At 63.6% G+C, this 17,264-nt stretch carries 18 protein-coding genes; 8 read left to right on the forward strand and 10 right to left on the reverse strand.

Going from position 1 to position 17,264, the window contains the following annotated elements; all coding sequences use genetic code 11:
• The first annotated feature begins 47 nt into the window (after positions 1 to 47).
• The 3 genes from OPC11_RS19740 (at position 48) to OPC11_RS19750 (ending at position 3,098) form a co-directional block, all read left to right on the forward strand.
• Complete coding sequence (locus OPC11_RS19740) at positions 48 to 917, forward strand: succinate dehydrogenase/fumarate reductase iron-sulfur subunit (RefSeq protein WP_264783094.1); 870 nt, start codon at positions 48 to 50, stop codon at positions 915 to 917.
• 187 nt (positions 918 to 1,104) lie between these two features.
• On the forward strand, positions 1,105 to 2,883 hold the full coding sequence (ctaD, locus tag OPC11_RS19745; RefSeq protein WP_264783074.1) for a cytochrome c oxidase subunit I: 1,779 nt from the start codon (positions 1,105 to 1,107) through the stop codon (positions 2,881 to 2,883).
• The gene (locus tag OPC11_RS19750; RefSeq protein WP_007977263.1) at positions 2,883 to 3,098 is read left to right on the forward strand and encodes a DUF6684 family protein; all 216 of its coding nucleotides are present in this window, start codon (positions 2,883 to 2,885) and stop codon (positions 3,096 to 3,098) included. The genes ctaD and OPC11_RS19750 overlap by 1 nt, the downstream gene beginning before the upstream one ends.
• Positions 3,099 to 3,168: 70 nt before the next feature.
• On the opposite strand, the gene OPC11_RS19755 is transcribed toward OPC11_RS19750, so the two are convergent.
• On the reverse strand, positions 3,169 to 4,395 hold the full coding sequence (locus tag OPC11_RS19755; protein WP_264783075.1) for an MFS transporter: 1,227 nt from the start codon (positions 4,393 to 4,395) through the stop codon (positions 3,169 to 3,171).
• Between the two features lie 105 nt (positions 4,396 to 4,500).
• Here OPC11_RS19755 and OPC11_RS19760 point away from each other — a divergent pair, with 105 nt between their 5' ends.
• Positions 4,501 to 5,007 (forward strand): DUF3592 domain-containing protein, encoded by a 507-nt coding sequence (locus tag OPC11_RS19760; protein ID WP_264783076.1) that lies wholly within the window; start codon positions 4,501 to 4,503, stop codon positions 5,005 to 5,007.
• A 55-nt stretch (positions 5,008 to 5,062) separates the two neighbouring features.
• On the opposite strand, the gene OPC11_RS19765 is transcribed toward OPC11_RS19760, so the two are convergent.
• The 4 genes from OPC11_RS19765 to OPC11_RS19780 all read right to left on the reverse strand — a co-directional run bounded on the left by OPC11_RS19765 (position 5,063) and on the right by OPC11_RS19780 (position 9,967).
• Positions 5,063 to 6,082, reverse strand: a complete 1,020-nt coding sequence (locus OPC11_RS19765; RefSeq protein WP_264783077.1) for a Gfo/Idh/MocA family oxidoreductase — start codon at positions 6,080 to 6,082, stop codon at positions 5,063 to 5,065.
• 114 nt (positions 6,083 to 6,196) lie between these two features.
• A complete protein-coding gene (locus tag OPC11_RS19770; RefSeq protein WP_007980732.1) occupies positions 6,197 to 7,822 on the reverse strand; it encodes a glycosyltransferase family 39 protein in 1,626 nt (541 codons plus the stop codon).
• 288 nt (positions 7,823 to 8,110) lie between these two features.
• Complete coding sequence (locus OPC11_RS19775; RefSeq protein WP_069451355.1) at positions 8,111 to 9,373, reverse strand: ABC transporter permease; 1,263 nt, start codon at positions 9,371 to 9,373, stop codon at positions 8,111 to 8,113.
• Between the two features lie 162 nt (positions 9,374 to 9,535).
• A complete protein-coding gene (locus OPC11_RS19780; RefSeq protein ID WP_007980730.1) occupies positions 9,536 to 9,967 on the reverse strand; it encodes a universal stress protein in 432 nt (143 codons plus the stop codon).
• Between the two features lie 156 nt (positions 9,968 to 10,123).
• On the opposite strand from OPC11_RS19780, the gene OPC11_RS19785 reads away from it, so the two are divergent.
• From OPC11_RS19785 to OPC11_RS19795, 3 genes are read left to right on the forward strand one after another with little or no spacing between them, the layout of a single operon-like run.
• Positions 10,124 to 11,518 carry a cytochrome ubiquinol oxidase subunit I gene (locus OPC11_RS19785; RefSeq protein WP_264783078.1) on the forward strand — a complete coding sequence of 465 codons (1,395 nt, stop codon included), beginning with the start codon at positions 10,124 to 10,126 and terminating at the stop codon, positions 11,516 to 11,518.
• Positions 11,511 to 12,473, forward strand: a complete 963-nt coding sequence (gene cydB / locus OPC11_RS19790) for a cytochrome d ubiquinol oxidase subunit II (protein ID WP_264783079.1) — start codon at positions 11,511 to 11,513, stop codon at positions 12,471 to 12,473. Before OPC11_RS19785 ends, cydB begins: the two co-directional genes overlap by 8 nt.
• Positions 12,474 to 12,530: 57 nt before the next feature.
• A complete protein-coding gene (locus tag OPC11_RS19795; protein WP_264783095.1) occupies positions 12,531 to 12,704 on the forward strand; it encodes an SDR family oxidoreductase in 174 nt (57 codons plus the stop codon).
• Positions 12,705 to 12,860: 156 nt separating this feature from the next.
• Here the strand turns inward: OPC11_RS19795 and OPC11_RS19800 are convergent, their stop codons facing one another.
• The gene (locus OPC11_RS19800) at positions 12,861 to 14,153 is read right to left on the reverse strand and encodes an MFS transporter (protein ID WP_264783080.1); all 1,293 of its coding nucleotides are present in this window, start codon (positions 14,151 to 14,153) and stop codon (positions 12,861 to 12,863) included.
• Positions 14,153 to 14,590 carry a CopD family protein gene (locus tag OPC11_RS19805; protein ID WP_264783081.1) on the reverse strand — a complete coding sequence of 146 codons (438 nt, stop codon included), beginning with the start codon at positions 14,588 to 14,590 and terminating at the stop codon, positions 14,153 to 14,155. Before OPC11_RS19805 ends, OPC11_RS19800 begins: the two co-directional genes overlap by 1 nt.
• Positions 14,591 to 14,662: 72 nt before the next feature.
• Between OPC11_RS19805 and OPC11_RS19810 the strand changes: the two genes are divergently transcribed.
• Positions 14,663 to 15,307 carry a hypothetical protein gene (locus OPC11_RS19810; protein WP_007980718.1) on the forward strand — a complete coding sequence of 215 codons (645 nt, stop codon included), beginning with the start codon at positions 14,663 to 14,665 and terminating at the stop codon, positions 15,305 to 15,307.
• Between the two features lie 49 nt (positions 15,308 to 15,356).
• On the opposite strand, the gene OPC11_RS19815 is transcribed toward OPC11_RS19810, so the two are convergent.
• The 3 genes from OPC11_RS19815 to OPC11_RS19825 form a co-directional block, all read right to left on the reverse strand.
• Entirely contained in the window at positions 15,357 to 15,755 is a 399-nt protein-coding gene (locus OPC11_RS19815; RefSeq protein ID WP_007980716.1) for a helix-turn-helix domain-containing protein, read from the reverse strand.
• Positions 15,756 to 15,833: 78 nt separating this feature from the next.
• A complete protein-coding gene (locus OPC11_RS19820; RefSeq protein ID WP_069451346.1) occupies positions 15,834 to 16,805 on the reverse strand; it encodes a sulfite exporter TauE/SafE family protein in 972 nt (323 codons plus the stop codon).
• Positions 16,806 to 16,807: 2 nt separating this feature from the next.
• Positions 16,808 to 16,951 carry a hypothetical protein gene (locus OPC11_RS19825; RefSeq protein ID WP_171970536.1) on the reverse strand — a complete coding sequence of 48 codons (144 nt, stop codon included), beginning with the start codon at positions 16,949 to 16,951 and terminating at the stop codon, positions 16,808 to 16,810.
• Positions 16,952 to 17,264: the final 313 nt, after the last annotated feature.

The raw sequence follows: 17,264 nt of genomic DNA on the forward strand, positions 1-17,264 counted from the left end.
CGTGATACCCGTGCGAGGGGGTTTCGATGAGCCAACAGGAAGGGGAAATGGAGCGACAGGAGTCCGAAGAGGAAGTGGAACAGGCTGGAAGAGCGACCGAATCGTCGCCACAACAGCGCCGACTGGAGCGCAAGGCGCGGCGGCGACGGGAGCGCGAAGCCGAGGCGGAACGGGCCGCCGAATCGCCGGACGAGTCGGTTCACCTCAAGGTGTTCCGGTACGACCCCGACGTGCCCGAGAAGCAAAAGCCGCGGTTCGACCACTTCTACGTCCCGGACAAACGGGGGCTGACGGTCCTCGACGCGCTCATCTACGCCCGCGACCACTTCGATTCCACGCTGACGGTGCGCCACTCGTGTCGGCAAGCCATCTGCGGGAGCGACGCCGTGTTCATCAACGGGTCACAACGGCTGGCCTGCCAGACGCAGGTGTCCGACCTCGACAGCCCGGTGCAGGTCGAACCGTTGCCGCATCAGGAGGTCATCAAAGACCTCGTGGTGGAGATGGAGCACTTCTACGACCAGATGCACGCGGTCGAACCCTACTTCCAGACGGACGAGAAGCCGGACGACGACCTCGAAGAACAGCGCCAGTCCCGCGAGAACCGCGAGGAGATAAAGACGGCAACCCGGTGCATCTGGTGCGGTGCGTGCATGTCCTCGTGTAACATCGCGGCGGGCGACAACCGGTACCTCGGCCCGGCGGCCATCAACGCGGCGTACCGGTTCGCCATGGACGAACGCGAGGGAGAGTCCGTGACGGAACATCGACTGAACCAGATGGACCAAGAACACGGCGTCTGGCGCTGTCAGACGCAGTTCTCCTGTACCAACGTCTGCCCGAAGGACATCCCGCTGACACAGCACATTCAGGAACTGAAGCGGGAAGCGGTGAAGAAAAACCTCACGTTCTGGTAACGCCCGGTTCGGCGCGTCGTCCGTGCGTTCCGCGTTGCCGTCCGCCACTTGAGTTGTCGTGCTACGTCCCTTCTCGCGGAACGCTTCACATCGAATACAATTCAGGTCATAGATGGGACCCGTGTGTCCGCGCAATAAATGACAAACGACCGAAACGAATTACTCCTTGCCTCCCGACCATTGTGTGATGGCAGCGCTTACCACATCATTGGCGCTCTCCATCCTGATGGGTGGGTTCCTTCTCGTCGTCCTCTACTTCATCCTCCAAGTCGAGGACTGGCGGTCGTACACACCCACCGGTGGGGGGTTTGGTCGCGGCGAAGAGCAGGGGGTCGGCTACGCGCAAAAGCCCTCGGGGATACTCCGTTGGCTGACGACTGTCGACCACAAGGATATCGGCATCCTGTACGGCGTCTACGGGTTGATAACGTTCGCTTGGGGCGGAATCGGTGCCCTGCTGATGCGAACCGAACTACTCTCGCCTGACACGATGTTCCTCCAGGCGCAGTCGTACAACGCGCTGATGACGACCCATGGCCTCACGATGTTGCTCCTGTTCGGGACGCCGATGATTGCGGCGTTTGCGAACTACTTCATCCCGCTCCTCATCGGGGCGGACGACATGGCGTTCCCGCGCATCAACGCCATCGCCTTCTGGTTGCTACCGTCCGCGGCGATACTCATCTGGATCGGCTTCCCACTCGGGGCAATCGGGTCGGGCATCCAACCGGCACAGACGAGTTGGACGATGTACACGCCGCTTTCCGTTCAGCAACCGAGTCCGGCGACGGATTTGATGCTTCTCGGTCTGCACCTCTCGGGCATCAGCACCACGATGGGGGCGATAAATTTCATCGCCACCATCTTCACCGAACGCGGTTCGAACATCGGGTGGGAGAACCTCGATTTGTTCTCGTGGACGATGGTCACGCAGTCGGGGCTCATCCTGTTCGCGTTCCCGCTGCTCGGCAGCGCCATCATCATGCTCCTGCTCGACCGCAACTTCGGGACCACGTTCTTCTCCCCACAAGGCGGCGGCGGTCCGATTCTGTGGCAACACCTCTTCTGGTTCTTCGGGCACCCGGAGGTGTACATCCTCGTCCTCCCGCCGATGGGGTTGGTCAGTCTCATTCTACCGCGCTTCGCGGGCCGGAAGCTGTTCGGGTTCAAGTTCGTCGTCTACTCGACGTTGGCCATCGGCGTCCTCTCGTTCGGCGTTTGGGCCCACCACATGTTCGCAACGGGTATCGACCCACGTATCCGTCTCAGTTTCATGGCGGTGTCGCTGGCCATCGCGGTGCCCAGCGCCGTCAAGGTCTTCAACTGGATTACGACGATGTGGAACGGGAACATCCGCCTGACGGCACCGATGCTCTTCTCTATCGGGTTCATCCAGAACTTCATCATCGGGGGCGTGACGGGCATCTTCCTCGCGGCGATTCCGGTCGACCTCGTGCTCCACGACACCTACTACGTCGTCGGCCACTTCCACTTCATCGTGATGGGTGCCATCGGGGTCGCCCTGTTCGCGGCGTTCTACTACTGGTTCCCGATTTACAGCGGCAAGATGTACCAGAAGTCGCTCGCCCACTGGCACTTCTGGCTGACGATGATCGGAACGAACGTGACGTTCTTCGCCATGCTGTTCCTCGGCTACGGCGGCATGCCCCGCCGGTACGCGACCTATCTCCCGCAGTTCACGACGTGGCATCAGGTCGCCACGCTCGGTGCGTTCATCCTCGGTATCGGCCAGTTCATCTTCGTCTGGAACATCGTCCAGTCGTGGCTCGAAGGCCCGGCGGTCGAAAGCGGCGACCCGTGGGCGCTGGAGGAGGAAGGCATGCTTTCGCCCGAGTGGGTGTGGTTCGAGAACCGACGCGAAACCGCGCTCGCCGACGGTGGCGACGGCGATGGCGACGGACTGACGGACGGCGGTTCGGACGAGGCCACGGGAGGTGACGACTGATGGCCACCTACTCCGTCTTCGACCGCGAGACGCTGCTCGACATCGTGGTGAACATCGTTCCCCTCATCATCCTCGGGTTCTTCTTCGTCCTCTTCTTCGTAACGTCGCCGTATCCGCCGAACGAACTCTACCGCGTCCTCGGTCTGCTGTTGCTCGTCGTTCCGTTCGTCCTGCTCGGGCTGCTGACGTGGGTCGCCGCCCACTACGTCGGCTGATCGGTCGAGCGGTCCGCGGATGACCGCGACCGCCCGCCCCGCTCGTCGGTTTCACTCCCCGATAAGGGTTTCACGTCCCGATAAGTGCGGTGAGAACTGCCAAGAGCGCCGCACACGACATCACGACCGCGAGCAGGCCGAACGCGGCCGCGAACCCGGTCGTGTCGGAGACGACGCCGACGACGGCGGGCGCGAGCGCGCCGACGCCCATCAGCAGGGTACGGACCAACCCGAGGCCGCCTCCGGCAACGTCGTCGGGAATCGTCGCCGCGAGGTACGCGCCGCGAATCGGACGGAATCCGTGACTGCCGACGCCGAGCGCGACGACGATACCGCCGAAGACGACGGCGCTCGCCGTCCCCGCGAGGGAAAGCGCTCCGAGCGCGCCCGCCGCGACGGCGAGGACGGCGACGGCGAGCGGAAGCCGCCCGATTCTGTCCGAGAGGTCGCCGGTGACGACCTGCACCAGACTCACGGCGAACAGGGCGCTGTAGACGAGCGACGCCGCCGACTCGGACAACCCGTGGTCGGTGAGATAGAGCGGGAGGAACGCGACGACGCCGTTGTACGCGAAGCTGAAACAGACGGTCACGCCGACGAATACCGTGAACCGACGGCTTCGAAAGAGGTCGAGATACCGCCGGAACGCGAGCGGGTTCGCGGAATCGTCTCCACCGGCGGAGTCACCATTCTCACCATCGTCCTCGGCGTCCGATGACCGCCGTGGGACGTACGCGAGGACGCCGCCGCCGAGCACGAACCCCGCCACGGCACCCGCGAGAAAGAGCGCGTGCCAATTTCCGGCGTCGGTCACGAGGACGACGGCCGCGGGTGCGGCCACGCCGCCGAACGCTCCGAGCGTGTCGAACAGGCCGAGCGCCCGGCCGGTCCTCGTCGGGTACACCCGCGAGAGCAACCGAATCGAGACCGTCTTGTGGATGCCCGTCCCCACACCGACGAGGAGCATACCGCCGACGAGCACCGCGAGCGGCGCGGCGACCCCGAGCACCAGCGCCCCTCCGGCGGCGACCGCGGCACCCGCCGCGATGACCCGCACCGCGCCGAACCGGTCGGCGAGGACGCCGCTGGGAAACTGCATGAGCGAGTAGCCGAGCATCGTGACCGTGAACACCGTTCCGAGAAACGCGTTTGAGACGCCGAACTGGGTTCGAAAGGTGGGAAACAGCGCCGGAAGTGCGTACCGCAGGAACTTCGCGAGAAACCAGAGTCCGGCCGTCAACAGGAGCGTGTCGTAGTCGGCGACGCGCGAAAACCGACCGGACACTCGGGTTCTCATTCGCTCGTTGGTCGGTAGGGAACCGTGAAAAAGCGGACGGAAGCGGCGATGTGCGCCAACCGCTCGTGCGTAAAAACTATCATGTTTTAGTTGTCACGTCCCGTCGTGTCCCCAGATTCGAAACTCTCCACCGCGTTGGACACGTTCGACCGTACCCACTTCGGGGCGTTACTGCTGGTCGTCGGCATCGCCGTCGCGGGCTACGGCGTCTACGACTACACGCAACAATCCGACGCCGTGGCCGATGCAGTGACGGTGAACGCCACCATCACCGATACGGGCGTCGAACGTATTTCGAGGCGTCGTAGTTCCCCGGACTACAAGCCGACGGTCGCGTTCGACTATCGCTACCGCGGCGAGTCCTACACGGCACACAACGTCTACCCCGCCACTATCACGCCGAGCTACGATACGAAATCGAAGGCCCGGTCGGTCATCGATGGGTACGAGACGGGCGACTCGGTGACGGCATACGTATCCCCGGGGTCCCCGAGCGATGGATTTCTCGAAGCCGAAACGACGGACGAACCGCTGAAATTCGTGCTCCTCGCCGGCGGCGCGCTCATCCTCATCGGCGGCAAGCACGTCGTGGACGGCCTCGGGTGGACCTGACCCGGACGGGACCACCGAGAGTGGCTACGAACGCTTCTTCCTACCGCTTCGACGATCAGTCGAGCGAAACCGTCACGCGCTCGCCGCTTCGCGCGGACTCGTAGGCCGCTTCGGTGAGCGCGGTCACGGCGAACGCGTCGCGGGCCGTCGCGGGCGGCGTCTTCCCGCTCTCGATGCAGTCGATGAACACGGCCGCCTTGTCCTCGCCTCGTTGCTGGTCGATGTAGGGTGAGACCGTCGTGCTGTCCTCCCGAATCTCGGTCAACTGCCGCGGTTCCCACTGTCGTCCTTCGAGGTACACGGCCCCTTCGTCGTCCCAGACGTGGATGTGTTCGCGGACGCACGGCGCGTCGCTGAACACCGAGATGCTGGCCGAGGCACCGTTCTCGAACGCGACCGTGAGTTGTGCGCGTTCGTCCACGCGATCGTCCTCGTCGGCGAACTTCATCTCCGCCTGCACCGACGTCGGCGTCAGCCCCGTCGTCCAGAGAACGGCGTCCACGAGGTGGCTTCCGGTGTCGTAGAGGTTGCCGCCGCCCGAGAGGTCGGGGTCGGTCCGCCACGTGTCCTCGAACCGGGAAATCCAGTCCTGCGTGATTTCGGCGCTGATGAACCGCGGCGTCAGTTCCGAGTCGGCCCACCGCTCGCGCGCCTCGACGAACGCCTCGTTCAAGTGGCGTTGATAGCCGACCATCAGCACCTGGTCGCTCGTCTCCGCTCGCTCCGCGAGTTCGCGCGCTTTCTCGCGGTCGGTCGTGAGCGGCTTGTCACAGAGCACGTGCAACCCGCGGTCGAGCGCGGCCGTTACCTGCTCGTAGTGGAAGGCGTGCGGCGTCCCGATGAGCACCGCGTCCAACTCCTCGGCGTCCAGCATCGCCTCGTACCGCTCGTACTGGGACCCCTGTCCGACGTAGAGCGCGTTTCCGGCCTCCGCTCGTGCCACCTCGCTCACGTCGGCGAGGGCGACGACCGTCGAGCGGGGGTCCTCCTCGAAGGCGCGTCCGACGGTCGTTCCGATGAATCCGCCGCCGATGACGCCGACGCGAAGTTTTTCCGGTGGTGATTGTCCTGACATAAGTAACTCTCTCGTGAATAAATTCGTCCGATTGGACGATACACGCGGCCGTGACTTATCTCTCACGGCTGTTTTCGGGCCGAATTCGGGGGTCGCGTTCGGACTCACCCACCCTCAGACGGGCATCGGTCCGCTCGTCTCCGGTCCCGACGGATACCACCCCTCGGACATCGCGAATATCGCCACCTCGTCGTTCTCGAACGCGAGGTGATACTGCGGCGACGAGAGCATCGTCGACATCATCTCCGGCGGTTGGTAGTGGCGCATCCCGCGAATCGTGTAGGTTTCCTTCGGGACGTAGATGTACTGCGGGTGTACCTGCATCCGCATCAGTTCCGTCGTCAGACAGTTGGCACTGTGACACCGGGATAGCTCGCGGAACTGATGGAGTTGATACTGGTACTGCTCGTGACCCTTCCACTCGACGCCCCACGGCCCGATGGCGATGGTCCTGTCCGTCTGCTGTGGGAACCACTCCGCGGCGTCGCCGAGCACCAGAAACTGTGCGGACGGGTCGGTGTGCTCGCCCGCCCACGTCATCGCCTCGACGTCGTTGTCGTTGACGAACTGCGGGAGGGACGGACTCCCGGCGTGGGCGTTCATCCCGCCCATCGCGTACAACATCCCGCCGCTGAGGCCGATGGTCGCCAGCAACACCACGGAAAACGTGACGATTTCGTTCCGTTCGGCGGACGAAGAGGTTTCCTTGACCCACCGGAAGATGCCGTCGAAGACGAATCGCGCGGTGATGAGCGCGCCGATGAGGAACACGAAACGCGCCTCGTCCATCGCCGCCGTGATGACGACTAACCACGCGGGGAGGAAGTACTCGCGTCGTCGAACGAGCCAGAGACATCCGATTGCCGGAAGCAGGTGCCACGCCGACAGGAACGGCGGTTCGTTGAGCTGCTGGCGTAGTAATCCCCGTAGCGCCGGAATGGCACCGCCGAGCCCGCCGTGGGTACCCGCGGCCCCGCTGAACACGGCGGTTCCGTGCATCGAGACGATCGACAGCCACCACGGGGCTGTGAGCACTATCCCGCCGAGACCGACGACCAACCCGTAGGCGAGCCCGCGTACGGACCGGTCGAACCGGACGTAGAGCACGAGAAAGCTGATGACGAAGAAGATGGTGTACATCGGATGCGTCAGCACCGTCAGCGCGAAGGTGACGAGCGCGGGGACGAGCCACCGGCGGTCGTGGTTCCGAAAGAGGTGCAACCCGGCGTAGATTCCGGTCAGCGAGAACAACATCGCGGGAGCGCGGACGATGCCCCCGGCCGAGATGTGCCACTGGAGCACCGGCGGGCTGACGGCGACGATGAGCGTGGCGAGCGAGGCTTGTGGCCGCGACCCGAACAGGTCCCGCGCGAGGAAGTACAGCGGGACGAGGTATGCGACCGAGACGAGGCCGGGAAGGTATCTGGCGATGGTGAACGCGCCGACTCGCGTCACGTCGAGGATGACGGCCAGGATGTAGAACATGAACGGCGGATACGCGAAAGGCACGCCGTCGGGCGTGTAGCCCGGAATCGTCTTCGGAAGGACGTAGCCGTTTTTCTGTATCTCCTCGGCGATGTGGAGGTACAGCCCCGCGCCGAAGGACGGATAGGGATGACTTCCGACGTAGAGATAGAGGACGCACACTCCGGCGATGAGCGCGGGGACGAGCCATGGCAGTTCGTAACTCAGTCCTCTCGATTCCTGCGCCGTTTTCGAATCCGTCTGATGACTAGCCATGGTTGTGTTGGGGGAAGCGGCCGCTCCGAGGCTGGCAGCGGCACTTGTCTCGTTCGGACGGAACTATCGCAGGATTCACTCTTTGTTATCCAGTGGCTATCGGCGGGATAGCAACGAATACTGACCGCGGAGTGAGGGTAGGTGCGAATTCCACCGACAGTAACACGAGGTTGTGAGTGCGTCGATTTCGGGACGGACGGTCCAAACGAGTTCGCTCCGTCGTCCCCGATTTGAAACGGTCGAAACAGTTCACGGAACCGTTCTCTCGTCCGAGAGGTTCCGCGACCGTCACTCGTAGCGGAGCGCGTCGATGGGGTTCGTGTGGGACGCGTCCCACGCCGGATAGAGTCCCGCGAGCACCCCGACGATGACGCCGACCACGACGGCGATACCGAACCATTCCGCCCTGAACGCGAGGGGGAGTCCGATGAGCTGGGCCGCGACGTAGCCGCCGCCGAAGCCGACGAGCGCGCCCAGCGCCGACCCGAACAGGCCGAGCAACACCGCCTCGAACAGGAACAACTGGAGGACATCGGTGTTCTGCGCGCCGACGGCTTTCATGATGCCGATTTCGCGGGTCCGTTCGGTCACGCTCACCAGCATGATGTTGGCGATGCCGATTGCTCCGACGATGAGCGAGATGAGGGCGATGCCGGAGATGTACGCCGTGAACGTGTCGCTGACCCGTTTGACCTGGCTGACCAGTTCCTCCTGCGTCGTCACCTTGAACTTGTAGTTCTCCGATTTCAGTTCGCTCGCATCAGAGCCCTCGCCCAGGTACGTGTAGACGCGCCCCTGCACCGCGTCCACTTGGCCGGGATTGCCCGCGAGGACGAGTATCCGCCCGTACACGCGCTGGTTGCGGTCCGCCGACGGACTGTACACCGTCCGCTGGTAGAAGGGGTCCGTCGGTGCGAAGATTCGCGGGGTCGGGCCGCTGCTGATGCCCAGCGTGGTCTCGTCGGACGGTTCGACGATGCCCGTCACCGTCGCGTTGATCTCTTCCCCGTTGACGGCGCGCGTGACGGTGATGTTGTCCCCGACGGAAACGTTTCCGCCGCTGAACATCCGCGCGGCGGGGCGGTTCAGGACCACTTCGCGTTCCCCGCTCCGGAACGACCCGCCCGAGACGAATTGCTGGTTTTTCACGTCGAAGTAGGGCGGAGACGTGACGACGACCCACTGCCGACCGACCGTCGAGTTGTTGAACGCCACCGTGGAGGCGGCGATACCGCTCTCCGGAACGGCCGCTTCGACGCCTTCGAGCGACCGAATCCCGCCGAGGTCGTGCTCGGTGAAAATCGTTTGTCCGCCGCTACTCCCGAAGTTCGGAATCCCGCTCTGACTCGGCGACTCCGCCGAGACGTACATGGTCGCCGCGTTGCCGCCGGCGACCGTGTTGACGATATCCGCCTGCAAACTCGCGCCGAGCGTGACGAAGGTGATGACCGCCGCCACGCCGATGATGACGCCGAGCGTCGTCAGCGTCGAGCGAAGTTTGTGTTCGCGGATGTTTCGCCAACTGATTCGAACGCTTTCGAGAACGTTCATCCGCCCGTGTCTGTTAGCGTGTCAATCATTTTCTCATCTACCCGCACACGTCTACGGCGTCATCCGACAAAAGTCTATGACGGGAAATCCGGTCTTAACTGCCTGAAACGCCAAATTATACCGTATCCGGGGATTTTCACCGTTCGGCTTCGACCCCTCGTTTCACTCCTCCTCGTTCATCCGAACCGTCAGGACGGGGACCTCCGACAGGCGGACGACCTTTTCGGTGACGCTGCCGAGGAGGTACCGGTCGAGACCGCGGCGGCCGTGCGTTCCCATCACGATGCAGTCGATGTCGTTCTTGTCGGCGTAGTCCAGAATCACGCGGTGTGGCGTCCCGCGGAGTACCGTCGTTTCCACGTCCACACCCGCCTCGTTCGCCGCGGCTTCGACGTCCGAAACCGCGTCGGCGCACTCGTCTTCGAGTTCGTCGTAGAGGATGTCGGACCGAACGTCCGGCGGGACGATGGTTCGGTCGACGACCGATAGGACGTGTAGGCTCGCGCCGTAGGCGTCCGCGAGGTTGAGCGCCTGTTCGACCGCCTTGTCCGTGGACACGCTCCCGTCCGTTGGGAGCAGGATTCGCTCGTACATTTACCCTAGAACGGACGCTATCGACGCTCAAAATCATACTGGTCCGAACAGTTCGTCGGCCATAACAGTTCTAATTCTCGGCATCTGATTATCGTGGGGTGGGAATCATCCGCGTTCTAATGCGGATGTCACACTTAGCTCGGATCAGGAGTGAGTATGCTCGACCCAACAACCGCAAGCCGCCTCCAGTTCGCACTGACGACTATCGTACATATCGTGTTTCCAGTGGTGAGTATGGGTCTCGCGCCGTTCCTCGTCTATTTCACGTGGAAGGAGGTACGGACGGGTGAGGCCATTTACGAGCAGCTACGGCGGTTCTGGGTTCGGATATTCGCGGTCAGCTTCGTCGTCGGCACCGTCACCGGACTGGTGTTGGAGTTCGAGTTCGGGACGAACTTCGCGGCGTTCGCGGCGACGACGGGGGAACTGTTCGGGGGACCGCTGGCCGTCGAGGGGATGATGGCGTTCTTCCTCGAAGCGACGTTCCTCGGAATCTTCGTCTTCGGCCGCGAGCGGGTTTCTGACAGGTTGTATCTCCTCTCGTCTATTTTGGTCGGATTGGGAACGTGGCTTTCCGCGGTGTGGATTCTGGTGGCGAACTCGTGGATGCAGACGCCGCGCGGGTTCGAGGTCGCCATGCGGAACGGCAATCCCATCGTCACCCTCGTGGACCCAATCGCCGCCTACGCCAACCCGCGGTTCCCGTGGATGTTCGTGCACATGCAAAACGCGGCCGTGCTCTCCGTCGCGCTGCTCATGGCGGGTATCGCGGCCTATCACATTCGAAGCGCGCGAACCGACGACGACCGCTTTTGGCGCGCGACGCTCAAAATCGCGCTCGTCGCGCTCATCATCACCGCCCCGCTGCAGGTGCTTCACGGCGACGCGTACGCCCGCCACATCTCGGTGACGCAACCCCAGAAGTTCGCCGCGATGGAGGCGGTTTGGGACACCGCAACCTACGTCCCTGAGTACATCGTCGCCTTCCCGACGTCGTTGAACGACATCCTCAATCCCCGCGCGAAGGACATCTTCGGCATCGGGATTCCGGGCGGAGCGTCGTGGCTCGCCAGCGGCGGCGACGCGCAGGCCGAAATCGTCGGCCTGAACGAGTTCGAAGGGTCGCCCCCGGTGGCAATCGTCTTCTGGTCGTTCCGGTTGATGGTCGCCATGGGCTTCTGGTTCATGCTCCTCGCGTTCTGGGGCGGCTACCGCTGGCGGACGGGCGAACTGTTCGAGGACGGACTCCTCCACAGGGCGTTCGTCTGGACGTCGCTGCTCGGGTTCTTCGCCGTCGAAACCGGCTGGGTCGTCACCGAGGTCGGTCGCCAACCGTGGGTCGTACAGGGCGTGATGAAGACGAGCGCGGGCGTTTCACCGGGGCTTTCGAGCACCGAAGCGACCCTGACGCTGCTCGGATTCGTCGCGGTGTACACCGCTCTGCTGGTCGTGTACGTGTACGTCATCCGTCGGATAATCCGCGGCGGCGCGCCCGAAATCGAACGCGCGCAGCGGGAGGCTCCCGGAAGCGAGGTGGCCGCGGATGATTGATCTCGCGGTGCTCTGGTTCGCGCTCGTGTTCGTCCTGCTCGGGACGTTCCTCTTCCTGGACGGGTTCGACTTCGGCGTCGGGTTGTTGTTCGCCACCCGCGACGACGAGGAGGAGCGCGAGACGCTGCTGGCCGCTATCGGGCCGATATGGGACGGTAACGAAGTGTGGCTCGTCGTGTTCGGCGGGGCGCTGTTCGCCGTCTTCCCGGCGGCGTACGCCGGACTGTTCAGCCGCCACTACCTCCTGATGTTCGCCATCCTCGGGGCGCTCATCCTCCGCGGTATCGCGCCCGAACTGTACGAACAGCGGTCGGACGACCGCTGGAAGCGTTGGTGGGGTCGGTCGTTCATCGTCGGCAGCGCGTTGTCACCGTTCCTGCTCGGCATGTTCGCCGCCAACTGGGTGCTCGGCGCATCGACCATCGTGTCGGTTCCCTCCCTCGCGTTCGGGTTGACGGTCGTCGCGCTCACGCTCGTTGAAGGAGCGGCGTTCCTCGGCCTGAAGACGCGCGGAACGCTCCGCGACGAGATGTCGGACTACAGCGGTCGCGCCGCGCTCGCGTACCTCGTGCTGGTCGTCGTCGTCATCGGCTACCTCGCGGCGACCCGCTCGGACCTTCACGGGGCGCTGCTGTCGCCGCTCTCGCTGGCGGCCGTCGTCGTCTCCGTCGCGCTGGTCGCGGGCGTCGTCCTCGCCAGCAGGGCGGACCGCCACCGTGCGGCGTTCGCGGCGGCCGCGTTCCTCCCGTACGCGCTGGTCGCGTTCGTCGGAAACCTCCTGTACCCCGCCATCGACCCCGCGGTCGGACTGACGGTGCAGGAGGGCGTCGTCTCGGATCTGCCGCTCACCATGCTGACCGTCGCCGCGGCGTTCATCCTGCCGATAGTCGTGGTGTACTTCGGCGTAGTGTACTCCGTCTTCAGCGGTCCCGCCGACCCCTCGGAAACCTACTGAGGCGCGCGTCGATGGGTACGTCGCGGACGACGCCCCATTCCCGTTCCGTGCGCTATAATCACACACGAAAAACAGGTATGGATGGAGAGTCATTCAGGGGAACGTATTTCCGACCTCGGCACTCCGGAGTCGTTCGCCCGCGCCGTCGCCTACATCTCCTCGCCCGCCGCGGCGTACATCACCGGGGCGTCCCTCCCGGTCGACGGCGGGTGGCACAGACACGCCTTCTGAGTCGCTGGACGGTTCGGGCGGGGTGAGCGGGCGAATCGCCTGCAACAGAACGACGGAAAGCCACGCGAAGATTCGGTTCATCGGGGCCGAGTGGTCCCGTTCTCGTATATAATCCCCCGGGTCGATTGCGCAATCGTGACGGCGGGTCCTACTCGCTCAGTTGACCGGCGTCGGGGTGCCGTTTCCTTGGAACGTCGTCAGCAGGACGTAGCCGATGGGGAGCATGAGCAGGCCGCCGAGGACGAACGGGAGCCAGTAGGCGACCGCCGCGTACAGCGCTCCCGCCGCGATGGGACCGACCGCTCTGGCGATGCTTCCGGCGCTTTGGGTCAGGCCGAACGCGCCGCCTTGGGTGTCCTCCGTCGCGCTCTTCGAGACGAGCGTCGTGAGCGAGACGTTCGCAAACCCGTTACCCGCCGCGAGGGGCGTGAGAATGACCAGCAGGACGAACAACCCACCGGAAAGCGGTCCGATGGCGGGGAGGTGGTCGCCGAGCATCGGCGAGAACGGGAGGGCGGCGAGCGTCACGAGTTCGAGCACGACGCCGACGAGCGCGAGCGTCCGCTCGCCGTAGCGGTCCGTGAGTTTTCCCACGAGGCCGCCCTGAACGACGGCGATGACGACCCCGACGTAGGCGAGGACGTAGCCGTTCATCTCCGGACCGAAGCCGTACTGCTGTTCGGTGAACAGGACGAACATGCTCTCCATCGAGGAGAACGCGAGCGAGAGGAGGAAGAAGGAGGCGACGAGTCCGGCGAGCGCCGGGTCGGCGAACGCGTCCGCGAGGCGGGCGAGACGCGACTGACGCTCGTCCGTCGTCTCCTCGTCGCTGTCCCGCTTGGTGCGCGTCTCCGGGAGGACGAGCGCGGCGACGACGAGATTGAGGCCGCAGATGGCCGCGGCGGCGAAACTCGGCAGGGAGAACTGGTTCACGGGCACCACCGCGGGGAGGACGTTCCGCGCGAGCGAGAGCGCGGCGTCGCTGGAGAAGATGCCGCCGAGCGCCGGACCGAACACGAAGCCGAGTCCGAACGCCGCGCCGATGAGGCCCAATCCCTTCGCACGGTCCTCCGGCGGCGTGATGTCGGCGATGTACGCCTGTGCGGTGGCGATGTTGCCGCCCATCGCGCCCGCGAGGATGCGAGCGACGAAGAGCACGAGGAGGCTTTCCGCGAGGCCGAACAGCGTCCACGCGACGACGCTCCCGAACAGCGAGAGCAGGAGGATGGGTCGGCGGCCGCGCTCGTCCGAGAGGCGGCCGAGGACGGGCGCGAAGAGGAACTGCATGACCGAGTAGGAGGCGAGCAGGAGTCCGACGACGAACTCGTTCGCGCCGAAGTGCTCGGCGTACAGCGGGATGATGGGAATCAGAATCCCGAAGCCGAGGAGGTCGACGAAGACGATAGCGAACACCGTCGCCAGCGCCCTCTTGGACCCGTCCTCGGCCATCAGAGCCACCCGGCGACGACGAGCAGGCCGAGCGCCACGACGCCGGCGACGTAAAACAGCGTCGTGGCTCCCGCCGCGGCCTGCTTCGCACCGGCGTCGAGGTTCTTCTTCAACCGACTACCCGCCATGTGGCTCAGCCCGGAGAGCGCGAGCCAGAGGACGACCATCGTGAGGACCAGATGGCCGCGCGAGCTACCCGTGAGGGTTTCCGTGGTGTAGAGGTCTCCGGCCATGAATCCCCCCGTGAGCAACAACACGACGGACGAGAGCGACGAAAAGCGCGTGAACTGCTGGGTCATCCACCGGATTCCGTCCGCGCCGAGTTTCCCGTCCCGTGCCGCCGGGACCACGAGCGCCGCCATGAACACCGTCCACCCTGCCCACACGCCCGCGAAAAGCGTGTGTACGATTCGCATCGTCACGTCGATAAGCGTCATTTGTCGGTGGTTGTTTCACACCCTTCAAATAGCTTCGGATAGAATCGGATGCTGTATAATCCCATTCCGATTATGACGCCAGATACCGACAGGGGACGCGGCATCCTCTCGCCCGCCGACCGAGCCTACCTCCTCGGCGAGGCCGACATGGAACACGAACAGTCGAAGCGCAACGCGGAGGCGCGAATCCGCGGTCGAATCACGGACGCGATACTGGATTTCGGGATTCTCGTCCACCACCTGAAAAAGAAAGACCGACGGCAGGTGTTCGACACCGACGACGAGCGGTTCATGGACGGACTGACCGCCATGCTCTCGTTCGCTTACATTGGCATGCGCGAGAGCGGAGGCGAGTTCGGACACGCCCTCGAACCCGCGGTTCGGAAGGCGGAAGAGGTTCACGCGGCCGACATGCTCGGCCAAGCGGTGTCGGTGGACGTGCAGTTCGACGTCGAAACGGAGGTCGAGACCGCCGTGGACGACGTTGCGGTCGCCATCGACGCCGGAAAACCCGTGACGCCCGCCGAGTTGTTCTCCGTCATGGTCGGCAGCGACGTCTTGGAGGATGTCGACGAGGTAACGCTCCAGTTGAGCGACGAGGCGGACGAGGACGGCCTCCTGAAGGAAGACGAGTTCGTCGCGCACGTCGCCGACTATCTGGACGCCGAGCTACGCTGGCTTCCGTACAACCGAGTAAAAGTTCTCGTCGAGACGTAACCGTCTTCGTGATGTCGAGAGCGGCGATGGGGTCCCGTAAGCCGGTCGGTTAGACCGGTTGTTCGGGCTGTTCCATCGGGTCGTACTTGTCCTCGAACTCCTGAATCAACTGGCCCATCTTGGCGTACCACTCGTTCAACATGCGCTGCATGTCGTGGGACACTTCGCCGGGGTCGGTCGGCTTGTAGACGTGGTAGTAGCCACCTTGGTCGTAGTTGACCTGTTCTTTCTGGATGAACCCAGATTGGAGCAGTCGCTGGATAGAGCGGTACGCCGTCGACCGTTCGCGGTCGATCCGCTCCGCGATGTCGTCGATGGTTAGTGGGTTCTCGCTCTCGATCACGACTCGATAACACTGCTTATCGAGTTCTTTCAGTCCGTGAAGACACTCCAGCAATCCTTCACACTCCATGTCTTGCTGAAGGTACTCGGCCATCGAGTTCGCCATTTTCAAGTCGTGAGTAAGAATTTGGCACGTATAAGGATTTTGCATGGTTTGTACAAAACTACTTGTTCGCCCCGAAGGTCAGTCGGAGGTCGACACGCTCGGCGACTCGCGCTCCCGAAGGTTGACGAGTGCGCTGTAGACGACTGCCGCGGCGACGACCACCGCGGAGCCGAAGATGAGCACCAGGCTGATCTGGTCGAGGAGGTGGATGCCCAGCGCGTCTCCGACTCGGTTGCTCGCGACGGCGACGCTGCCCGCGAGGAGCATCGCGGCGAAGTAACCCTTGATGTCGTCCTCGTCGGTCAGGTTCGTTGCCGCTGCACCGATGCGTGCTCCGAGCGCGCTTCCCGCCAAGAGCGGAGCGACGACGGCGAGTTCGACGGCCCCGTTCTGGGCGTAGGAGAACGCCCCGAAACCACCGGAGACGGTGATCTGGAGCACGTCAGTCCCGACTGCCACGACGGTGGGGACGCCGAGGACGTACACCATCGCGGGCATCAGGAGGAAGCCGCCACCGACGCCGAGGAAGCCGGACAGGATGCCGACGAACAGCGCGATGCCCAGCGTGAGCCAGACCGAAATCTCCACGCCACCGCTGATGGAAACCATCGGAGGAATCTGGAGCACCTCGAAGCGCTCCGGGAGCGACGACGCGCCGTCGTCGTCACTGCCACGCGAGTCGCGGAACGTGAAGAGGCCGACCGTGGCCAACAGGAGGACGTAGGCGGTCCCCACCACGATGTCGGCCATGCCGGTCGCTTCGAGCCACAACACGACGTATTCCCCGACCTTGATACCGCTCGTCATGCCGACGATGAACATCAGCGCGAGCTTGTAATCGACCTGTCCGAGGTTACGGTGTCGGAGCGCGGCGATGACCGATGTGCCGAACACGAACGCCAGTCCGCTTCCGACCGCGACCTTCGCCGGGTATCCGAACACCAGCAACGCGGGCGTGACGAGGAACGACCCGCCCATCCCGAAGAATCCGAACAGGATTCCGATGACCAGTCCGAACCCGATGAACAGGGCAATGAGGAGTGGCTCCACGATTACTCACCCGTAAGCGCGTCGATAACGTTCGAACTCACCATCTGTACGACGACACCGTATCCGGCATAGAGGACGACTGCCTCCCCGAGAACGGCACCGACCGTCGTGGCTGCTCCGAGTCCACTCAATTCGATTCCAAACATGCTCATCGACCTCGCTTTCGTACTGACCGCGGTTTTGTGCGAATCATACTTTTCTACTCACTACAGCCTATCCGCTCACAGGTCTTAATAGTTTTGTGAATATTGTGCAATACAATCTGCTACGGTCGAAACCGGATATCGGTTGGCAGTCGGCCTCTATTGCGGTAACGGGTCGTTTTCAACCGGTATTTTTTCCGCTCCTGATTTCCCAGAAAACATCTCTCCGGGTCGAAAATATCGACGTAACCATCCCTATTGATTTGCAATAGAAATACAATATTGTTGGATGGCTCAGTACCGTGTCCGCGGTTCC

The organism is Haladaptatus sp. T7 (genome assembly GCF_026008575.1).
Lineage (GTDB): Archaea > Halobacteriota > Halobacteria > Halobacteriales > Haladaptataceae > Haladaptatus > Haladaptatus paucihalophilus.